Annotated in this window: 15 protein-coding genes; 4 read left to right on the top strand and 11 right to left on the bottom strand. The window is 33.7% G+C overall.

Annotated features, from left to right (window positions below; all coding sequences use genetic code 11):
* Positions 1-22 precede the first annotated feature (22 nt).
* A complete protein-coding gene (locus tag FNW17_RS03580) occupies positions 23-991 on the top strand; it encodes an App1 family protein (RefSeq protein WP_143391348.1) in 969 nt (322 codons plus the stop codon).
* Here the strand turns inward: FNW17_RS03580 and FNW17_RS03575 are convergent.
* Complete coding sequence (locus FNW17_RS03575) at positions 986-2,911, bottom strand: ABC-F family ATP-binding cassette domain-containing protein (RefSeq protein WP_143391347.1); 1,926 nt, start codon at positions 2,909-2,911, stop codon at positions 986-988. The genes FNW17_RS03580 and FNW17_RS03575 overlap by 6 nt on opposite strands.
* 64 nt (positions 2,912-2,975) lie before the next feature.
* Between FNW17_RS03575 and FNW17_RS03570 the strand changes: the two genes are divergently transcribed.
* Positions 2,976-3,356 (top strand): DUF983 domain-containing protein, encoded by a 381-nt coding sequence (locus FNW17_RS03570; RefSeq protein ID WP_143391346.1) that lies wholly within the window; start codon positions 2,976-2,978, stop codon positions 3,354-3,356.
* A gap of 5 nt (positions 3,357-3,361) precedes the next feature.
* On the opposite strand, the gene FNW17_RS03565 is transcribed toward FNW17_RS03570, so the two are convergent.
* The 9 genes from FNW17_RS03565 to FNW17_RS03525 form a co-directional block, all read right to left on the bottom strand.
* Entirely contained in the window at positions 3,362-4,405 is a 1,044-nt protein-coding gene (locus FNW17_RS03565) for an NAD(P)/FAD-dependent oxidoreductase (protein ID WP_143391345.1), read from the bottom strand.
* A gap of 147 nt (positions 4,406-4,552) precedes the next feature.
* Positions 4,553-5,443: a type IX secretion system ring subunit PorN/GldN gene (porN, locus tag FNW17_RS03560; RefSeq protein WP_143391344.1), complete on the bottom strand. Its 891-nt coding sequence runs from the start codon at positions 5,441-5,443 to the stop codon at positions 4,553-4,555.
* Positions 5,444-5,493: 50 nt separating this feature from the next.
* Complete coding sequence (porM, locus tag FNW17_RS03555) at positions 5,494-7,041, bottom strand: type IX secretion system motor protein PorM/GldM (RefSeq protein WP_144070890.1); 1,548 nt, start codon at positions 7,039-7,041, stop codon at positions 5,494-5,496.
* 47 nt (positions 7,042-7,088) lie between these two features.
* On the bottom strand, positions 7,089-7,739 hold the full coding sequence (porL, locus tag FNW17_RS03550) for a type IX secretion system motor protein PorL/GldL (protein WP_143391342.1): 651 nt from the start codon (positions 7,737-7,739) through the stop codon (positions 7,089-7,091).
* Positions 7,740-7,781: 42 nt separating this feature from the next.
* Positions 7,782-9,194, bottom strand: coding sequence for a T9SS ring complex lipoprotein PorK/GldK (gene porK, locus FNW17_RS03545; RefSeq protein ID WP_144070889.1), 1,413 nt, complete (start codon positions 9,192-9,194; stop codon positions 7,782-7,784).
* A 268-nt stretch (positions 9,195-9,462) separates the two neighbouring features.
* Positions 9,463-10,611, bottom strand: a complete 1,149-nt coding sequence (locus FNW17_RS03540; RefSeq protein WP_143391340.1) for a formimidoylglutamase — start codon at positions 10,609-10,611, stop codon at positions 9,463-9,465.
* A 72-nt stretch (positions 10,612-10,683) separates the two neighbouring features.
* Positions 10,684-13,203: a type I DNA topoisomerase gene (topA, locus tag FNW17_RS03535; protein ID WP_144070888.1), complete on the bottom strand. Its 2,520-nt coding sequence runs from the start codon at positions 13,201-13,203 to the stop codon at positions 10,684-10,686.
* A gap of 216 nt (positions 13,204-13,419) precedes the next feature.
* Positions 13,420-14,121 carry a LytR/AlgR family response regulator transcription factor gene (locus tag FNW17_RS03530; RefSeq protein ID WP_143391338.1) on the bottom strand — a complete coding sequence of 234 codons (702 nt, stop codon included), beginning with the start codon at positions 14,119-14,121 and terminating at the stop codon, positions 13,420-13,422.
* Entirely contained in the window at positions 14,111-15,142 is a 1,032-nt protein-coding gene (locus tag FNW17_RS03525; RefSeq protein WP_394344361.1) for a sensor histidine kinase, read from the bottom strand. Before FNW17_RS03525 ends, FNW17_RS03530 begins: the two co-directional genes overlap by 11 nt.
* Before the next feature lie 337 nt (positions 15,143-15,479).
* Here FNW17_RS03525 and nagB point away from each other — a divergent pair, with 337 nt between their 5' ends.
* Entirely contained in the window at positions 15,480-17,417 is a 1,938-nt protein-coding gene (nagB, locus tag FNW17_RS03520; RefSeq protein WP_144070887.1) for a glucosamine-6-phosphate deaminase, read from the top strand.
* Positions 17,418-17,445: 28 nt separating this feature from the next.
* Positions 17,446-19,482 (top strand): beta-N-acetylhexosaminidase, encoded by a 2,037-nt coding sequence (locus tag FNW17_RS03515; RefSeq protein ID WP_143391335.1) that lies wholly within the window; start codon positions 17,446-17,448, stop codon positions 19,480-19,482.
* Between the two features lie 144 nt (positions 19,483-19,626).
* On the opposite strand, the gene FNW17_RS03510 is transcribed toward FNW17_RS03515, so the two are convergent.
* Entirely contained in the window at positions 19,627-20,943 is a 1,317-nt protein-coding gene (locus tag FNW17_RS03510) for an ATP-binding protein (protein WP_143391334.1), read from the bottom strand.
* Positions 20,944-21,062 lie beyond the last annotated feature (119 nt).

The following is a 21,062-nucleotide window of genomic DNA, read 5'->3' as shown; positions in this document are numbered from 1 at the left end:
CACTACAAAATTACGACAATAAATGGAGCCTATTCTAAAATTATACCGCGGATATGCCAATGAGGAGGAGTTAATTGTGATGGGACACGTTTTCAAACCCACTAAGATTAAGGATTATGCTTTTGAGAAGAAAAAATTCAAAAATGCAACATCAATTATCCGGTTGTTCAGGTTAAAAACACACTCAAATGCCGATGTGTATTTGAAACACAATAACACCACAATTCACACCAAAACACTAATTGATGGCCATTTTAAATTTTGCATTCCGGTAGATCCAAATGTAGGCCACGGCTGGATTGACTATGAGGTAAGTATCATTCACGACCAGAAAACTATAGCAGTCAAAGAAAGTTACATTCGTCCCAAAAAAGAAAATTTGGGAATTATTTCGGATATAGACGATACTTTTTTAGTTTCCTATACGATGAATCCTTTGCGAAAACTCTACATTTTGTTGTTTCGAAACGTAAATTCTCGAAAAGTATTTGAAGATGTTGTCGCTCATTATCAAGCTTTGAGCAGTTCAGGAAGAACAACTAATGAGGAACAAAATGCTTTTTTTTATGTTTCTAGCAGTGAATGGAATTTGTATCGTTTTATTGTGAAATTTACCGAAATCCATAAATTACCAAAAGCAGTTTTATTGCTAAAAGACATTAAAACTAGCCTAACCGATTTTTTTTGGTCAGGAAGAGGGAACCACAATCACAAATTCGAAAAGATAAAACATATTCTAGAATTTTATCCCAATCTAAAATATGTTTTATTAGGTGATGATTCTCAAAATGATCCTTTTTTATATGAAGCCATTTGTAAAATATTCCCAGTAAATGTGATAGCGGTTTACATCCGAAAAACACGAGCAAATGAAAAAGAAAAGGTCTCAATTGTTATGAAAAACCTAGAAAGTCTGAACGTTTCGACCTGTTATTTCACCCATAGTAGCGAAGCAATTCAACATTCAAAAACGATTGGACTGATTTTATAAACCTGCTTTCTCAATTTCTTCTTGAACAATTTCCCAGTCTAAAAGCAGTTGATCTAAATCGGCTTTTTTCTTGTTGTAAGCCATAAAAAAAGCTGCATCTTCAATGTTTTTATCATAATTAGAAGCCAACATTTTGTCGTCGTGCAAAAGGTCTTTTTCCAATTGTTTGATTTGACTTTCGATTTTACTCAAACGATTCTGCAACGCTTTTCCTTTTTTCTGGTCTTCGTAAGAAGCTTTGCTACTGGTCTTTTGAGATTGAGATTGAGGAGATAATTTATCGATGTCTTTTTTCTCTACTTCACGCATATTTTCAAGGTTGCGTTGTTCTAAGAAATAATTAATATCGCCTAAATATTCTTTTATTTTTTGGTCTTTGAATTCATAAACAATGTTCGACATTCCTTGAAGAAAATCCCTGTCGTGCGAAACTAAAAGCAAGGTTCCTTCATATTTTTGCAAAGCCGCTTTCAAAACATTCTTAGATTTAATGTCCAAGTGATTCGTTGGCTCATCCATTACCAAAACATTGATGGGTTGCAACAGCAATTTACAAAGTGCCAAACGATTCCTTTCACCTCCAGAAAGTACTTTTACTTTCTTTTCGACATCATCTCCACGAAACAAGAAGGAGCCCAACATATCGCGAACTTTCGAACGATTGGTATCTGTTGCAGCATCTTCCATTGTTCGTAGTAAAGTGATTTCGCCATCCAAATATTCAGCCTGGTTTTGAGCAAAATAACCCAATTGCACATTATGCCCCAATTTGATACTACCTTGATATTCAAATTCGTTGACAATAGCTTTCATAAAAGTCGATTTTCCTTGACCGTTTTGTCCAACAAAAGCAATCTTGCTACCTCGCTCGACCAAAAGAGAAATGTCTTTCAAAATGGTTTTGTCACCATATTTTTTAGTCACATCTTCTGCTTCAATAACTACTTTTCCTGGTTCTTTTGAAAGTGGAAATGAAATATTCATAACCGAATTGTCGTCTTCATCCACTTCGATGCGTTCGACTTTGTCTAATTTCTTGATGAGTGACTGAGCCATTGATGCCTTGGAAGCTTTGGCACGGAATTTTTCAATTAATTTTTCGGTTTCTTCAATTTTTTTGGCTTGGTTTTTTTGTGTAGCCAATTGTTTTTCACGGATTTCGCCTCTCAGTTCCAGATATTCTGAATACGGTTTGTTGAAATCATACGCTTTTCCGAGAGAAATTTCGATGGTTCTATTGGTTACATTATCCAAAAACATTTTATCGTGCGAAACAATCACCACAACTCCAGGATAATTACGCAAAAAACCTTCTAACCAAATGATACTTTCAATATCCAAGTGATTCGTAGGCTCATCCAGCAGTAAAACATCATTGGCTTGCAATAATAATTTGGCCAATTCGATACGCATTCTCCATCCTCCCGAAAAAGTATCGGTTTGATCGTTGAAAACTTCTCTTTTGAAACCCAATCCAAGAAGGATTTTCTCGGTATCTCCAATATAATTATAACCGCCCAACAATTCAAAACGATGGGTGTAATCAGACAAATCTTCAATAATTTGACTGTATTCTTCACTTTCGTAATCAGTTCGAGTAACCAATTGATGATTGATTTGTTCTAATTTTTTTTCTACAATTTTAATATCTATGAAAGCTTCATAAGCCTCTTCGAGTACGGTTCTTCCTTGCTCAAAATCAATATCTTGACGTAAAAAACCCATTCGAACCTCTTTTTCTTGAGAAATTACTCCAGAATCTGGAGCAAAATCTTTGGCCAAGATTTTAAGCATCGTAGATTTTCCAGCACCGTTTTTCCCGACAAGACCTACTCGGTCTCCAGCACCCAATCGAAAGGTTACTTCTTCAAATAAATAAGTTCCTCCAAAAGAAACGGACAAATTGTGTATGTTAAGCATGTTTTATTAATAATGTTACATTATGGGAAGTACAAAATCGTACCTTCGCTAAAAATTTTTGCAAATGTTAAAAAAAGGATCCAAACTAAATAGTATTTTAACAGGAAGTTGTCCAAGATGTCAGAATGAGAGTATGTATTTGGACAAAAATCCGTTACATTTTTCTAAAATTCTAAAAATGAATGAAAATTGTAGCCATTGTGGGCTTAAATATCAAATTGAGCCTTCTTTTTTTTATGGAGCAATGTATGTGAGTTATGGACTAAATGTAGGACTAAGTATAGCCGTTTTTGTGATTACATATTTCTTTATTCATTCAAGTTTAAAAACAACTTTTATAGCAATTCTGATATCGAATATTATTTTATTCCCTTTTGTTTTGAGATGGTCAAGGAACATTTACATCAATATGTTTGTGTCTTTTGATAAGAAATATAAAAAATAAATCGTCTATTTTTTATTAAACCTCCGAATGTCAATTGTTCTATCGAGTGGCTTTTGGTATTCGATATTTTCGAACAACGCTTTTGCCATAGCTGGGCCAAGCATTACACCACGTGTTCCCAAACCATTGAGAATATGTATCGAATTGTTGTTTGAGTAAGTTCCAACCAATGGTTTTCTGTCTTTTACTGTTGGTCTAACTCCAGCTAAATGGTCTATAATTTCAAAATCGCATTTGATTATTTCTTTTATCTTTTCGATTAATTCGGCTTTTCCTTCTTCGGTTGGAATGTCGGTTTTATCTTTCCAGTTATAAGTTGCCCCTACTTTGAATAAATCATTACCCAAAGGCAAAATAAACACACTAGTATTCATAATAACATCTAAATCTAATGCTGGCGCTTTGATGACAAAAAGCTCTCCTTTTGTTCCATCCAATGGCAAATTATTAAAATAAGGATTGGCATGCATCCCGAAACCTTCGGCAAAAATGATGTGTCTCGCTTGAAAATCTTTATATCGAATACCATTGATTTCTTCTTGTAAAAGAGCATAATCAAATGATTCTTCCACAAACAATTTATTCGTTATAAGATAGTCTTTGTATTTCCTCAACAAAAATGCCGTGTCAACATAACCGGTTTGTAAAACTTCGCCATATCCAAAAGGTGAATCTATTGCCGAATACTTTCTAGAAATCAAATTCGTTGACAAAAAAGGAGCCAAATTCAATTTATCGGAAGCGGAGAACCAGTTATTTTGCTCTTCTATAGAAAAAAATTTTCTTAAAATAGGTAATTTATAATCTACTTTACAATCAAGCTTTCTTTCTAAATTTGCAAAGAATTCATTCATAATTAACAAATGCTCTTTGGCGTGACCTACTTCGCTAAATCGTTTTAAAATTACAGGATTATACAAACCGCCTGCAATTTTTGATGAATTCTGGGAATTATTATCCATTACCAAAATAGACTTATGGTTTAACAGAGCCATTTCGGAAAACGAAATGCCTGCTAATCCTGAACCTATTATTAAATAATCAACCATTTGAAGTGGGAAGTTAGAAGTGGGAAGTTAGAAGTTGGGAGTTGGGAGTTGGGAGTTTGAAGATTATAAGATTAAATCAATATACCTATAAAAAAAGAACTCTCGCTATTATGGCAAGAGTTCTTTATGTAAAGTTTTAAATGAAATTTAATAATTCCACATATCTTCTTCGAAATCACGAATTTTTTCTTTGACACGTTCCGCTTCAAGCAATTGATTTTGTGCATTATCTTTCATATAACTCACAATTGCTCTATCGCCATAAACATTTTCTTCTTGATAAATAACAGCATTAAAACGCCTTGAATTTAATATCTGGTCGAAAGAGATTGGCATGGCCGAATTTTTATCATTGAATGCTTTAGCTTCATGCAAAACATCCCGTGAAGCTGGGAAAAACACCCAGAACAATTCGATATAATCTTTTTCCTCACTGTTCATAGTATAAACATCTGGAGTTATAGGACAAATCCCCAATAATCTATACTTCAATTCACTTTGTCGTTTATCAAAATACCAGTATCCTTTGATTTTATACTGTGTAACATCTTGAGCGGTAAGATCTTGCTTAACAATATACTCTGGAGAAATTTGTTGACCAGCATTAATTTGTTCTCTACCTGCATCTGTGGTGTCAATTCGAGTCAAAGAAGCTTTAATGTCTTTGTATGATTTTTTTGTGTTGAAATAACTATCTGAATACACCTCTGTAATTTCTCCGTTTTTTATAGCTTTTGTCAAAACATCGTATAATGATCTTCTGTCAGGACCAATGTTTGCTGTATCAATTGGAAAATACAAAGGAAAATTAATTCTTTCGTTTAAATCAATAATTTCCCAAACTGTTTTACCCATCAAAACATCTCTATCATCAACATAGCCATATTCTAGTGGTCTGTCATTGTCTGAAATGAGTTGTGCATCTGACTTTAGTCCGATTTCTTCTGGAATTTTTGCATTGAGCAAATTAGGTTGCGCATAAGAAGCAACACTCCCAAAAAAGGAAATAACAACTATTAAAAAATTTCTCGTATTCATCATAATTTCATTATAAGTTATTGAAGTAGCTTTGTATCAAACTTCCTTATTTATTGTATTTCATAAATTACTGGTGCAGTTCTTGGCAATAAATAACTACCAGCTCCAACCAATTTCGTCTTAATTTCTGAAATAGTAACCTGATCGCCTCTTCCTACTTTTGAAAGAACAGATTTACATTGTTGATTTAATTTATTTCCTTGAACAACCACTGTAGGCATTCCTGTCACTTTAAAATTAAATCCAACAACATCCAAGCCAACCTCAAAATCAAAATCAACTAATTTAGCTCCAACTGTCGAAATTTCTAAACTTGATTTAGGTCCTTTTACGACACCCATTTCTCCTCTAATTGTCCCTGCTGGACTCGGAATTCCTTTAATTCTAAAAGTTTTTCTATCAGATACTTTAGAACCGTCTGGCAATGTTCCTGTTACATTTATTACTGCTTCAGTACCAGTACCTGGACGCATACTATACTTTCCACCTCCAGTAGAACTCAATCCTGGAGCAGATGCTGAGACTTTATCGGCAGATATTCCTGCAAATGAAATCGTCATTGGATTTACAACTCCACGATACACTACATTCATTTTATCGGCAGAAATAGTAGCTGATTTTGGTCTGGCTACAACTACATATTGATCTTTAATTGGCAAACTAATTACTTTTCCATTTTCATCAAAATTGAAAGAACCAGTTATTGGGTGTTCTCCAATATTTCCAGAACCGAAAGAAAAATTAGCTTGTCCAGCTTGTGCTTGAACACTTGTTCCATTAACCACTACTGATTTAGCTTTTAATGACGGATCAAATTTACCCAAAATAATTTTTCCTTTAACTGCTTCTCCTTGAAAGAAAACTGATTTCTCAAGAACAACAATCGGTTGGTAAGCTGTAAGTGAAGCCGCTGCAACCAAATCAGATTGAAACATTCCAGTCATTACATCACTTTCGGTAGTTTTAATATCCGCTTGCAATTGAGATAATTTGGTTACTGTTGCTATAAGAGGAAAACCTTTATAGTTATAATCAATCCAATCTAATTTAGCTCCTGCCTTTTCAGAATACACTTGATTCGTTGCAAATCTTTTCTCTATTTTTTTCATTTCAAACTCAGCAATTGAACTTCCTCCAATAGCTTTTATTTGAGCTGGAAAATTATGGATTTTGTCTAAAAACTCTTTACCTTTTGCAGAAACCTTGTCTCCAGTAAAAAACATTCTGTCAATCAAGTCGCCTTTGTCCATTTCTTCGTAAGGAAGATTTCCTTCGGCATCTCTTTCAAATTTTGTAGTAACGGTCGTTTTGATTCCTTCTATATAATCATTAAATTCTTTAGATAAAGCTCTAATTTTTTCAACTTTTGCTCTTTTCTCGCCAAATTGACCTGGTTGGTCTACTGCTTTTTGGGATAATTGTTGAAATGATGACTCATTTCTACCATCTGTGATTGAATTGGATTCAATAATTTTATTGTTCAAAATTCCAAATGCTGATAATACTTCTTTGGACATATTTAATGCTAACATCGCGATAAAAACCAGGTACATTAGGTTGATCATCTTCTGTCTAGGGCTTAATTTTCCTGCTGCCATATTTTCTCTAATAATTAGTTAATTTTTTTTATATAAGTCTGAACTAATTATCCTTTATTATTCATTGCAGAAAGCATTCCTCCATAAACATTGTTCAATGATGACAAGTTAGAAGTTAATGATTGCATTTGTTCTTTCAATTTTAAATTATTTTCTACAACTTCCTCATTGATTTGAGCATTTCTTGAAGAACTTTGAATTTGTATTTTATACAAACTATTCAAAGATTCCATTTGAGCTGCGGCCAATGATAATTCTTCACTATATTTTTTAGTAGAAGCAATAGAATCTGCTGTAGGCATAATACTTTTTGCAGCACCTTCAAAGTTTTTGATGCTATTACCTAAACTTACCATTAGTTCTCCGTCAATTTTTGCATCTTTAAGCATAGCGTCTAGTTTTTTAGACAATAAGCCTTGAGCATCTTCTGAAGAATCTTCAACTTTAGCTACTTTTTTTCTAGCTTCACCATTTTTAAGTTCAGGATAAACTAAAGACCAATCTAAATCTTTATCTACAGGTTCAAATGCAGAAAGTGCAAAAATACCAGCTTCAACGACAAGACCTATTGTAAGCATTAAATTTCCAGTTATAAAACCCCATTCGATATGGGTAATTTTGAATAAAGCTCCAATAATTACTACTGCTGCTCCCATTCCGTATGCAAAATTCATCGTTTGTTTACTTATCAATGCCATAATGTTTTTTTTTAGGTTAATTTGTTTTAATTTATGTAGGGGTTACTTTTTATTCTTTAATTTTTCAGTTGATTGGGTTCCCATATAATCCTGAACTGTTCTAAATCCGATGAAACTTCTAGCTGAATCGGCATATTCAAAAGTTCTGGTACTTACTTGAAGGAAATAAGCAACATCTTTCCAAGAACCTCCACGAACTACTTTACGTTTGTTTGAAGTATCAGTGTTATTTGGATTCATTGAAGAAACATATTCGTAGGCGTTTGGATCATATGCAGATTCTGTCCATTCTGCAACGTTACCTGCCATGTTATAAAGGTTATAGCCATTTGGTTCATATGATTTTGCTTCTACAGTGTATAAAGCTTCATCTGCTGCATAATCTCCTCTCATTGGTTTGAAATTAGCAAGGAAACAACCTCTATCGTTTTTAGTGTAAGGACCACCCCAAGGATAAGTAGCCGATTCTAAACCACCTCTGGCCGAATATTCCCATTCTGCTTCAGTAGGTAATCTGAAATTATTGGTTTGATCACGACCTTTCTTTTTAGATTTGATATAGATATTCTTATTCAATGTTCTCCAGGCACAAAATGCTTTAGCTTGTTGCCAATTTACACCCACAACAGGATAATCACCATAAGCTTGATGCCAAAAATAATCGTTGTGCATTGGTTCGTTATAAGAATACGAAAAATCTTTAATCCAAGTGGTTGTATCGGGATATACTTTTATTTGTTCTGTTCTAATAAAATCTTTTCTTTTTCCCACTTTTGCTTTAGCAGCAGCTTGAATATCCATCCAAGAATATCTAAATTTTAATTTATCTACGTCAATAGTTCTCAAACCATTATAGGAAGCTTCGAGAGGCAAATACATTGAATCCATAACTTCAGTATAAAATTCGTCTGGATATGATTTTGTATCTTTAATCAGTTTTACTTTTCGGTTGAGTTTCCTACCTGCGTAAATATCGTCAGCTGTACCTATACTATAATAGTTGTCGTACATATATTTATCGTAGGCGGTCATTTTTTCTGGATCTTGATCATTAAAAGCAAAATCACCAATACTTCCAGTATTTTTTCCTTTGCCTTTTGCTGATCCAGCACCCGGTTTTATACCCTGTTCATCGGCTAATATAGCTAAACGAACTCTCATTGTAGAGTCTTTTACCCATTCTACAAATTGACGGTATTCTCTATTTGTAATTTCCGTTTCGTCCATATAAAAAGACCGAACTGTAACAGTTTTTGTCGTTGCATCACCTACATTGGCAACATCCGCATCGGATTTTCCCATTATAAAAGAACCACCAGGAACTAATGTCATACCATAAGGTTTTTCAGGATGCCATTTAGCACCTTTAACTCCGACTAGTTCTCCTTTGTCGGAAATCTTACCACATCCAATTAGTAATGCTAAAATTGCAGCAAAAGCAATAAACTTCTTCATATCAATAGGGTTAATTATTCATTATTATTCAGTTTGTAAACCTATTTATTATTCTTTAATAAAACAATTATTTAGAGTACTATTTATTTCTAAGTCCAAAACTAAAATTAAAAACGGAAAGAAAAAAATATTTTATCGATAAAACACCAAAAATAACGATAAAAAACACAAAAAATTATTTTTTATAAGAATTTACATATCAATAGATCAGAAACTTTTTGAGTTATTTAATCTCTTTTAAAAAATTTGGGAGTCCTTCAACGTTGCTTTAGAGGATATTTTTTCGCTGAGCTTTCCACCATCTTTCAGGAATATCCTGATTACAAGCTCCTAAATATTCCTCATAAGAGCAAGGTAATAACGAGCTTTTCTTTAACTTATTATTGCCATATGAAATAAAAGGTATTTCAATCCACCATCTATCGGTTTTATTGCTTTTATAAAAAATCAACTCTTCCTCTAGAGGAATTATGTATTTTATATAGTTTTCTCGACTTCCAAAAGGATACTCATTCGAACGGTAATGAAACCCTTCGATAAAGTACCAAATAATTTGGGCTATTAAAACGGATTCCTCGTTGGAATTATTATGATTGAAAATACCTAAAAGCGAGACCTTATCACTAATTCCCGAATATCTCGACAGCGCACAAATTTCTTTTCCACTAAAACCATTGGGAGTAAATGGACTATTATTACCAGAATCGGATGATTTCACCGAAGTTAAGTCAATACTCACAATGTCTGCATCTCTAAATACAGGCTCCGCAATTGATATATTGTTAGAAATATCTCCCAAACGATACGCTTCAAAAAATAATTTATCGATTAAATCAATTTCTTCCTGCGAATTATAATAGGTCTGATACCCGATATTGCTAAAATTAAATAGATTATTGGGCTCCTCGATTATTATTTTAGTCAAATAGGAAGTAGCCGAAACAGCATCACTTTCTTTGCCAAAATCAAATTTACTATCAATGGAAACTAAGTTTACCATTTGTTCCAATTCATCATAAGCTCTATAAAGCGCATAAGTCAAATCTTGTGAGCCTCCTATAACAATAGGAATGATTTTCTTTTTAATTAAGCTTGAAACCACTTTCCGCAATGCAAAATGAGTGTCAGTAATCGAATTTCCTGCAAGAATATTACCCAAATCTGCAATCGAAGCATCCCAATTTCCAGGAAACAAACCGTATAATTCTTTGCGGATGTGTGATAAATCTATTTCTTCCGTTTGATTACTTTCTCCTCTGTTTTCTAAAACACCAATGATTGCTATTTTAATTTTATCTAAATCAGGAAAATCATCAGCAGTATGCACTATCACTTTACTTCCCAATTGCTGAGAAGAAACTTCCTCAATAAACTGAAGGATTTCACTATCTAAAGGTTTCAGAAAATCAAATTCCATATTTTTGTATCTTTTTCCTCACCCCGACCTTCTCCGAAGGAGAGGAAGGAGAAACTGGAATTTAGTGTTTTTTTACTTCTTTTTTAACACAGTTTTTTTTGCGGCAGGTTTTTTAGCTGCGGTAGCTTTTTTAGGTACTGTTTTTTTTGCTGGAGTTTTCTTAGCAATCATTTCTTGAACATCAGCTAAAGTCAATTTAGTAGCATCAATATCTTTGCTCAATTCAATTTTGATTTTCCCCTTGGTAATAACCGATCTTCCCCAACGGGCTTTTTCGACTAAAATCCCTTCTGCTGTCCAATTGTGCAAAACTTTGTCTATATTTTTTTGCAATTTATCTTCAATCAATTCAATAATATCAGATTGAGACAAATTATCAAAATTATATTTCTTGCTTACATTAATAAAAATGCCACCCCATTTAATAAATGGTCCAAATCGCCCTGTTCCTTTTTGAACTGGTTCACCTTTGAATGTCGCTATTGGAGCATCTGCTTGTGCTTTTTCATCAATCAATTCTTGAGCTCTATCTAAAGTAACATCTAATGGGTTTTCGCCTTTTGGCAAAGAAACAAAAACACTTCCGTGACGAACATAAGGTCCAAAACGACCGTTGCTCACCTCAACTTCTTCCTCTTTATATGTACCCAAGTTTTTTGGTAACAGAAATAAATCCAAAACTTCTTCCAAAGTGATGTTTCCAATATTTTGGTCATTCATCAAACTGGCAAATTTTTTCTCTTCATCATCCGCTTCACCAATTTGTGCCATTGGACCAAATTTACCTAAACGAACAGAAACTTGTTTCCCAGTTTTAGGATCTTTTCCAAGAATTCTTTCACCACTTTCTCTATCGGCATTGGCTTCTACATCTTTCACAGTAGGGTGAAATTTATCGTAGAATTCTTGCATCATTTTTGTCCATTCGATATTTCCTTCGGCAATTTCATCAAAATCTTGTTCCACTTTTGCAGTGAAATTATAATCCAATATGTTTCCGAAATTTTTGACTAAGAAATCGGTAACAATGGTTCCAATATCTGTTGGAACTAATTTTCCTTTATCAGAACCCGTATTTTCTTTTAGCAACTTCTCGTCTACTTTTCCGGATTGCAATATCAGTTGTGTATAATTGCGTTCCTGTCCGTCAAGATTTCCTTTCTCTACATAATTTCTGTTGATAATTGTGGAAATCGTTGGTGCATAAGTCGAAGGACGACCAATACCTAATTCCTCTAATTTTTTTACTAAAGAAGCTTCGGTATATCTTGCCGCTGGACGAGAATATCTTTCGGTGGCTGTGATGTAATTGTTTTGTAATTTTTCGTTAACCTTCATTGCCGGAAGCATTCCTTCTTGTTCCTCTTCATCGTCATCATTTCCCTCAAGATAAACTTTCAAGAAACCTTCAAAAAGTAAGACTTCACCTGATGCAGAGAATAGTTCACTATGATTATTAGCTGCGATTTTAACGTTAGTTCTTTCCAATTCAGCATCGCTCATTTGCGAAGCTAAGGTTCTTTTCCAAATCAAATCATACAAACGCGCTTGATCTCTATCAATGTTTACGGTGTGTCGCGACATATCCGTTGGACGAATCGCTTCGTGAGCTTCTTGAGCACCTTTGCTTTTATTAACAAAAGTTCTTGGTTTCGAAAATTCCTTTCCGTAGGATTTAATGATTTCGGCTTGTGCTGCTTCCATCGCGTCTTTCGACAAATTCACGCTGTCTGTTCTCATATAAGTAATGAGTCCAGCTTCATACAAACGTTGTGCTAATTGCATTGTGATTCCAACAGGCAAATACAATTTTCTAGCGGCTTCTTGTTGCAAAGTAGACGTGGTAAAAGGGCCAGTTGGTGATTTTTTTGTTGGTTTTGTTTCAAGATCTGAAACTTTATAACTAGAACCAATATTCTTTTTCAAGAAATCTTCGGCTTCTTTTTTGGTGCTAAAATTCTTTGGCAGCTTGGCTTTGAATGATTTTCCAGCTTCATTTGTAAATTCGGCAACAACCGAATAAGAAGCTATTGGATTGAAATTCTGGATTTCGCGTTCCCTTTCGACTATCAATCGAACCGAAACCGATTGTACACGTCCTGCCGAAAGTCCTCCTTTAATTTTCCTCCAAAGAACTGGAGATAATTCATACCCTACTAATCGGTCTAAAACCCTACGAGCTTGTTGCGCATTGACCAAATTATAATCAATTTCTCTTGGATTATCGATTGCTTTTAGAATGGCAGTTTTGGTAATTTCATGAAAAACAATACGTTTGGTTTTGGCTTTTACTAAATTTAATTCTTCGGACAAATGCCAAGAAATTGCTTCACCCTCGCGATCCTCATCACTTGCTAACCAAACCATTTCGGCTTTTTTGGCAAGTCCTTTGAGCTTAGTAACCAATGCTTTTTTATCGGCCGAAACTTCGTATTTTGGTTTGAAACCATTTTCTACATCAACACCAATTTCTTTGGATGGCAAGTCGGCAATGTGCCCATAACTCGACTCGACTTGATAGTCACTCCCTAGAAATTTCTCGATTGTTTTTGCCTTCGCAGGGGACTCAACGATTACTAAATTCTTTGCCATAGTTCTATTTTTCTGGGACAAAAGTAGAAGTTTTTTTTAAATATTGCACTTTTAGTGGTTTTAAAAGTGAATTTTATAAATCTTAAACGAATATATGTTACAACTAATTGCACCTATTTTCAACAATATATTCGAAAAAAAATTACTGTATTTGGCTACAGTTATTATTTGATAATGTTCCAGTCATTTAAGGTAGTTATAGTAAGGATAAGATAGTTATTCTAAAATTCTGCTTTTTACGTCTTTGCTGTAATTTCGCCCAATGGGTATTGCATAGGAATGTATTTGAATTCTATTTCCTTCGATAAATTTTACTTTATCTATGGCGATAGTGTAGGATTTATGGATTCGGATAAACAGCTCTGAGGGCAATTCTTCGGACAAGGAGGTCAAGGATTTATGGGTAATATAGGTTTTATCGATGGTCACCACTTTTATATATTCTTTCATACCTTCGATAAAAAGGATTTCGTCAATATTTATTTTCACCATTTTTTTATCGACTTTGATAAAAATGTGTGAATCAACTCGAAGTGGTTCTATTTTAAGATTATTTTTTAGGCTGAATTCAGTAGTAATTCTATTGATGCACTTTATAAATCGAGGTAACGGAATGGGTTTTACCAAATAATCTAAAACTTCAAGGTCATAACTTTCGGCGGCAAATTCTCTAAAAGCGGTTGTAATGACTACTTTTGGTTTATTTTCCATCAAACTTATTAATTCGAAACCGGTCATCATTGGCATATTGATATCTAAAAATACCGCATCAACAGCGTTGTTATTGATAAAATCCAATCCTTCTAATGAATTGTTAAATGTAGCAATAACTTCAAATTCTGAAAAATTTGCGAAATAATTTCGCAAGACTTTTATAGCCAAAGGTTCATCATCAACCAATACACATTTAATCTTCATTATATATAGGTATTTGCAATTGAATGATGTAATAGTTGAATTTCACTTGATGTTCTAAAGTGAAATTATTTTTAAAAATCAATTTAAGTCTCTTTTTGGTATTGGTCAAACCAATTCCGTTTGAGCTTTTTACACTTTGTGAAAGTACAAAATTATTTATGATTTCAAAATTCAAGAAACCATCAGCAAGTTTACAATTTATCTTTATTATAAGTTTACTATTGTTGTAACCCCCGTGTTTAAAGGCGTTTTCCAGTAGCGAAATAAATAATAAAGGAGGAACTTTTACATCATCAATATTCGATTCTATATTTATAGTTACTTCTACGTTTTCGAATCGGAGTTTTTCAATTTCAATATAATTCTGGATATAATCGATTTCTTTGATTAAAGGAACAAATTTGGTTCCTTCGATGTCGTACAAAACATATTCCATCAATTTTGACAATTTTATAATCACATCCGGAACTTTGTCTGACGATTCAAGTGACAAAGCATACAAATTATTCAGGGTGTTAAAGAAAAAATGAGGCTGAATCTGGTTTTTCAGGTATTTCAATTTTATTTTAAACTGTTCTTCCCTCAAAGCTCTGTTTCGATCTCTTTCTTTTAACCAAGTCAGTGTCAAATATACCGATGACGCCATTGCCAAAACGTACAATTCGCCAATACAAACGGCCACAATATGATTCATTTCGAAAGGTTTGTAATCTCTATTGGCTTCTGGCCAAATATTTTCAGAAATAATATAATAGGTCATTCCTGTTTTCAATAAATAGACCGCCATTAAACTCAACAGTAAAGCTATAGCAAATTTATAATAGTGAGATTTTAACACATAATGCGGAATCAAAACAAATAAATTAAAATAAACCAAAGGAATATGAAGCGCAAATTCAACTAAGTTGGATTTAAAAGAATAACCATAATCGTTAAAATAAGCTCCCCAACGCAAGAAGTTGAGTAAAAAATAAATGCCCCAAAACCAAAAATGGTTTTGAAGTTTTATTTCAAATTTCATGTCCGTTATTTTACTCACTTTTTACCAAACTAATTAATTTCTCTCTGGTGAATTCCTATAAAAACATTTTTACAACTTTAAACAATTTGGCAATTAAAAAGGCTTTTTACAAATATAAAAAAAAGAAAACGTTTTCAAAATACGCATTATGGATTAAATATTGTCGTTGGTTGAAACTTTTAGACAGTTGGGAGAATTTATTTTTTTGGGAATGAGATTAATGTTAAATTTACGCTGTAACTAACTTTAAAAACAAAGCGAAATAAATCTGAATTAGTGGGTTTAAAACCTTTTATAAAAATTTATTCTTTAAATTAGTAAAAAATAAAATAAAATCATGAAAACTGCTTTAGAAATTAAACCTGACATTAGCTATAAAAGCCCTGGTAAATTTGAAGAAACTAGATTTGAAAAAATCCACAACGAAATTTTCAAAAATTCAGCAGAAGCCTCTAAAATTGTTGCACAAGAAATAGCACAGTTAATAAAATCCAAACAAGCAAAAAACAAACCTTGCGTATTGGGCTTAGCAACAGGATCATCTCCAATAAAAGTGTATGAAGAATTAGTTAGAATGCACAAAGAAGATGGGCTTAGTTTTAGCAATGTGATTACTTTTAATTTGGATGAATATTATCCAATGTCAAAAGAGAACAATCAAAGCTATTTTTATTTTATGCACCAGCATCTATTCAATCACATTGATATCGAGGCTGAAAATGTTAATATTCCCGACGGAACTGTAGCTTTTGAAGATTTGAATCAATATTGCATTGATTATGAAATGAAGATTAAAAATGCTGGTGGACTCGATTTTCAATTATTAGGAATTGGTAGGACAGGTCACGTTGGTTTCAACGAACCTGGTTCCCACATCAATTCAGGAACTCGAATTATTACATTGGATCACATTACTAGAGTAGATGCTTCTTTCGATTTTAATGGCATTGATTTCGTTCCAAAAAGAGCAGTTACAATGGGCGTTTCAACCATTCTTCGTTCTAAAAGAATTGTGTTGATGGCTTGGGGACAAAATAAAGCCGACATTATCAAAAGAACCATTCAAGGTGATATTAGCTCCGAAGTTCCAGCTACATTTTTGCAAAATCACAGCAATGCCACTTTTATCTTAGACCAATCTGCAGCCTCAGAATTGACGCGATATAAAACCCCTTGGCTCGTTGGAGAATGTATTTGGACACAGGAATTAAAAAGCAAAGCAATTGTTTGGCTTTGCCAAAAAACAAAACAATCGATATTAAAACTCACCGATAGAGATTATAACAACAACGGAATGTCTGATCTTTTGGCATCTGGCGGTTCTGCATATGATTTGAACATTAACATGTTTAATGTATTGCAACACACCATTACGGGTTGGCCAGGTGGAAAACCCAATACAGACGACAGCAACAGACCCGAAAGAGCCAATCCAGCCAAAAAAAGAGTGATCCTTTTTAGTCCACATCCCGATGATGATGTGATTTCAATGGGCGGAACTTTTTCAAAATTAATAAAACAAGGTCACGACGTTCACGTAGTGTATCAAACTTCCGGAAACATTGCTGTAACGGATGATGAAGCACTCAAATTTGCCGAAGTTTGCTATGATTTTGTGGGAGAAGAGAAAAGCAAAATAAATTTCCAATCCGCAATAGATTTCTTAAATAAGAAATCTGAAAATCAAGTAGATTTACTCGAAGTTCGAAAATTAAAAGGATTGATTAGACGACGCGAATCCTTTGCTGCAGTAAGATACATTGGATTAAAAGACGAGAACATCCATTTCTTAGACATGCCTTTTTATGAAACTGGTCAGGTAAAGAAAAACCCAATTGGTGAAGAAGACATTAAACGGGTATCCGACATTATTGCCAAGATAAAACCACATCAAATTTTTGCAGCTGGAGATCTTGCTGATCCACACGGAACTCATGAAGTCTGTTTAAATGCCATTTTTGCTGCCCTGAAAAAACTCAAACCAAATCCATATATGGATGATTGTTGGTTGTGGCTATATCGAGGCGCTTGGCACGAATGGGACTTACACGAAATAGACATGGCGGTTCCATTGAGTCCAGACGAAGTAACCATCAAAAAACACGCTATTTTGTACCATCAATCTCAAAAAGACAGAGTAATGTTTCTAGGAAATGATCCACGAGAATTTTGGGTTAGAGCCGAAGATCGCAACAAAAACACTGCAAAACTGTATGACGATTTAGGTCTTGCCGAGTATGAAGCCATCGAAGCTTTTAAACGTTTTGATTATTAAAAATCTATCAAAAAACAACATATAAAAAATGAAATACATTTTCATCCTATTTGCCTCTTGCTTTTTAGCAAATTCCCAAGTCAAAACCGACGCCTTAAATCTAATGCCTTGGCCACAATCTATTAGCGTAACAAATGGCAGTTTTGCTTTAGACAAAAATTTTAAAGTAAATATTACTGGAAATCCAAATCCTCGAATTTTTGCCCGAACATCACAGTTCTTAAGAAGATTAGACGGAAGAACCGGACTGTTTTTTAATCAAGGTTTCGTGACCAAAATCAATGAATTCCCCTCTGCACAATTGCAAATAAATTGCTCACAATCTGGAAAAATTGGAATAAACCAAGATGAAAGCTATCAACTAGAAATTCAATCTAACAAAATAACTATCAATGCTAATTCCGATTTAGGAGCTATTCACGCATTGGAAACTCTATTGCAGTTACTTCAAAATAATAGCACTTCTTACTATTTCCCAACGGCTACGATTTCGGATTTTCCAAGATTTACTTGGCGAGGATTGATGATAGATGCAGCTCGCCATTTTCAACCTGTAGATGTTATCAAAAGAAATTTGGATGCGATGGCAGCTATGAAAATGAATGTTTTTCATTGGCATTTAACCGATGATCAAGGCTGGAGAATCGAATTGAAAAATCATCCCAAACTGATCCAATTGTCCTCAGACGGAAATTATTATACGCAAGAAGAAATCAAAAACATAGTGAAATATGCTGATGAAAGAGGCATTATGGTTGTTCCTGAAATTGATGTTCCAGGTCACGGATCAGCTATCCTAACCGCTTATCCTGAAGTGGGAAGCAAACTCAATTTTGATGAAAATACCTATTCTCTCGAAAGAAATTCAGGAATTTTTACCCCAACATTGGACCCTTCAAATCCAAAAACGTATCAACTATTGAGTGAAATTTTCGATGAAGTTTGCCCATTGTTTTTAGGAAATTTTTTCCACATTGGCGGAGACGAAAACGAAGGAAAAGATTGGGATTCGAATCCAAAAATTCAGGAATTCAAAAAGAAAAACAATTTTGCAAACAATCACGAATTGCAAACCTATTTTACGATGCAATTGATTCCAATGTTGAAAAAACACAACAAAACATTGATGGGCTGGGAAGAAATAATGACTAAAAACCTATCAAAAGAGGCCATAATTCATTCTTGGAAAGGTTCAAACGAAGGAATCGCAGCGGGACAATCTCTCGTAAATGCAGTGAAAAACGGCTATAAAACGGTTTTGTCTAACGGCTATTATATTGATTTAATGTTGGGGGTCGAAAATCATTATTTGAATGATCCAATGCCAAAAAACATTACGCTTACTACCGAAGAAAAAGCAAGAATTTTGGGTGGAGAAGCCCCAATATGGAGCGAATTGGTAACTCCAACAACCATAGACTCTAGAATTTGGCCAAGAACAGCTGCCATAGCCGAAAGATTATGGTCTAATGAAAACATCACAGATATGACTAGCTTACGCAAAAGAATGAACGTTATTTCTTTGCAATTAGAAGAGCTAGGAATCACTCATATCAGAAACAAAGAAGTCCTATTGCGACACATCAGCAACAATCAAACGAATACTGCTTTGGAGGATTTTTCCAATATTTGTGAACCGCTGAAACTATATTCCAGAAACAATGAAGGCACAGAATATAAAACTTATTCACCGTTTACCCTTTTTGCCGATGCTAGTACGCCAGACGCCAAAGATGCTTTAGGCTTTGACGCAGCAGTAACTAATTATCTAAAAAATAAAAGCTCAGAAAACCAGCTTTTAGTAACTGATTATTTTAAAAAATGGATTAATGTCAATGCTGAGTTGATCGAGTTGAGTTCAAATGCACCGCTTATTCAGCCTCTTTTACCATTATCAAAAAGTTTAAGCGATTTATCACAACAACTGCTTTTAAAAATAGAAAAAAAACAAATTGTAAATCCAACTTTAGTGAACGATTTATTAGAACAATGCAATTCAAAAAACCACGCCGATGTTGAGCTAGCAGTATATAACAGCCTAAAAAAATTAGTTTCGGCTGAATAAAAATGATTTTAAAAATAGTTTAGTTGATTTAAAATGTAATATTATGTCCTATCCTTTTCGGTAAATGGTAGTTTGAAAATAATAGTATAAACCTAGCAACCCTTTCAGAGTTTTGAACTTTGAAAGGGTTTGGTTTTACAATCATCAACTCGTCAATAAATTTCCAACTGCATACAACGGAACAATTTTTATTTTTTCCATTTCAGAGAAATTCTCTAATGACAGCCGTATTCCAAAGTCTAGTTTTTTTTCTTCAAGAAATAAATACAGACTTTGCATACTGCCTTTAGTTCCAGCTTTTACCTCGATTGGAATAATTTTATCTTGTTTTTGAATGACATAATCTACTTCAGCTTGGCTATTTTTAGCTTCTCGCTGCCAATAATACAAATGCGTTTTTTCGTAGCAAGAAGTGTTTTTTATCAACTCTAAACCCACAAGCAATTCGGCAATATTCCCCTTGTTAATGCTGTTGAAGTCATCTTCGATAAGCAATTGCGCAATATTTAAACCTTGAATTCTTTGGAATATTCCTGTATCAAAAAGCAAAATTTTTCTTTTTTTAGAATTTATTTCCGCTCCAATAGGAATGCCATTACTTGCCGAATGTGTAACAAAATAGACTAACCCAGCCATTTCTAAAAGAACTAATGCTTCCTTAATCTGAACATTGTTTAATGTGGCATTTGGATAGGAATAACTGAATTTATTTCCAACTTGCTTCACTACAGCATCAAATACTTCCCGAATTCTTGCTGGCGAAACCCTAATTTTATATTTTACGAAATCTGCTTGAATCGAAAGTATTAAATCATCTAAAACCCTTTGAACTTCCAACATATCTCCATTAGAAATATAGGTTTTCACAGCTTCGGGCATTCCTCCTATAATTAAAAATTTTTTCAAATAAGTTTTCAACTTTTGATGAAATAATTCGGGGAAAGCTGTTTTTGTTGTTGCCTTATTCAACGCTTCAACTAATCCATTTTCCTTGTTTGCCAATAAAAATTCCTCGAAGGAAAGTGGATACATAAAAATGGAGCGGACTCTTCCAACTCCAAAAGATGGGATTTCAGATAATGCAAACTCCAATAATGAACCCGCAGCAATAAGATGCAAATTGGGCATTTTTTCATAAAAATACCTCAAAGAAGAAATTGCAGGAATACAAGATTGAATTTCATCGAAAAATAATAATGTTTCTCCCTCGATAATTGGCGTATTTGAAATTACCGAAAGTTGTTCACAAATCCCAGCAGGATCTAATCCTTTCTCAAAAATAGTAGCATAGGTAGGATTTTCATCAAAATTTATTTCAATAAAATACTTAAATTTCGTAGATAGATTTTTCACACTAGAAGATTTGCCAACTTGCCTCGCACCTCTTAAAATCAGTGGCTTTCTGTTTGGCAATTGTTTCCAAATTTCTAATTCAACATCAATTTTTCTTTCTAAATACATACACTTTGATAAAAATCCAAGGCAAAAATACTATATAAATGATAAAAATCCAAATCAATAATGTGAAGTTATTGATAAAAATCCAAATCAATACACTTTTCACGCAAACATTAAAACAG

The sequence above is a fragment of the Flavobacterium franklandianum genome, from assembly GCF_007097365.1.
Lineage (GTDB): Bacteria > Bacteroidota > Bacteroidia > Flavobacteriales > Flavobacteriaceae > Flavobacterium > Flavobacterium franklandianum.
This window is presented reverse-complemented; position numbering and strand designations above follow the sequence as displayed.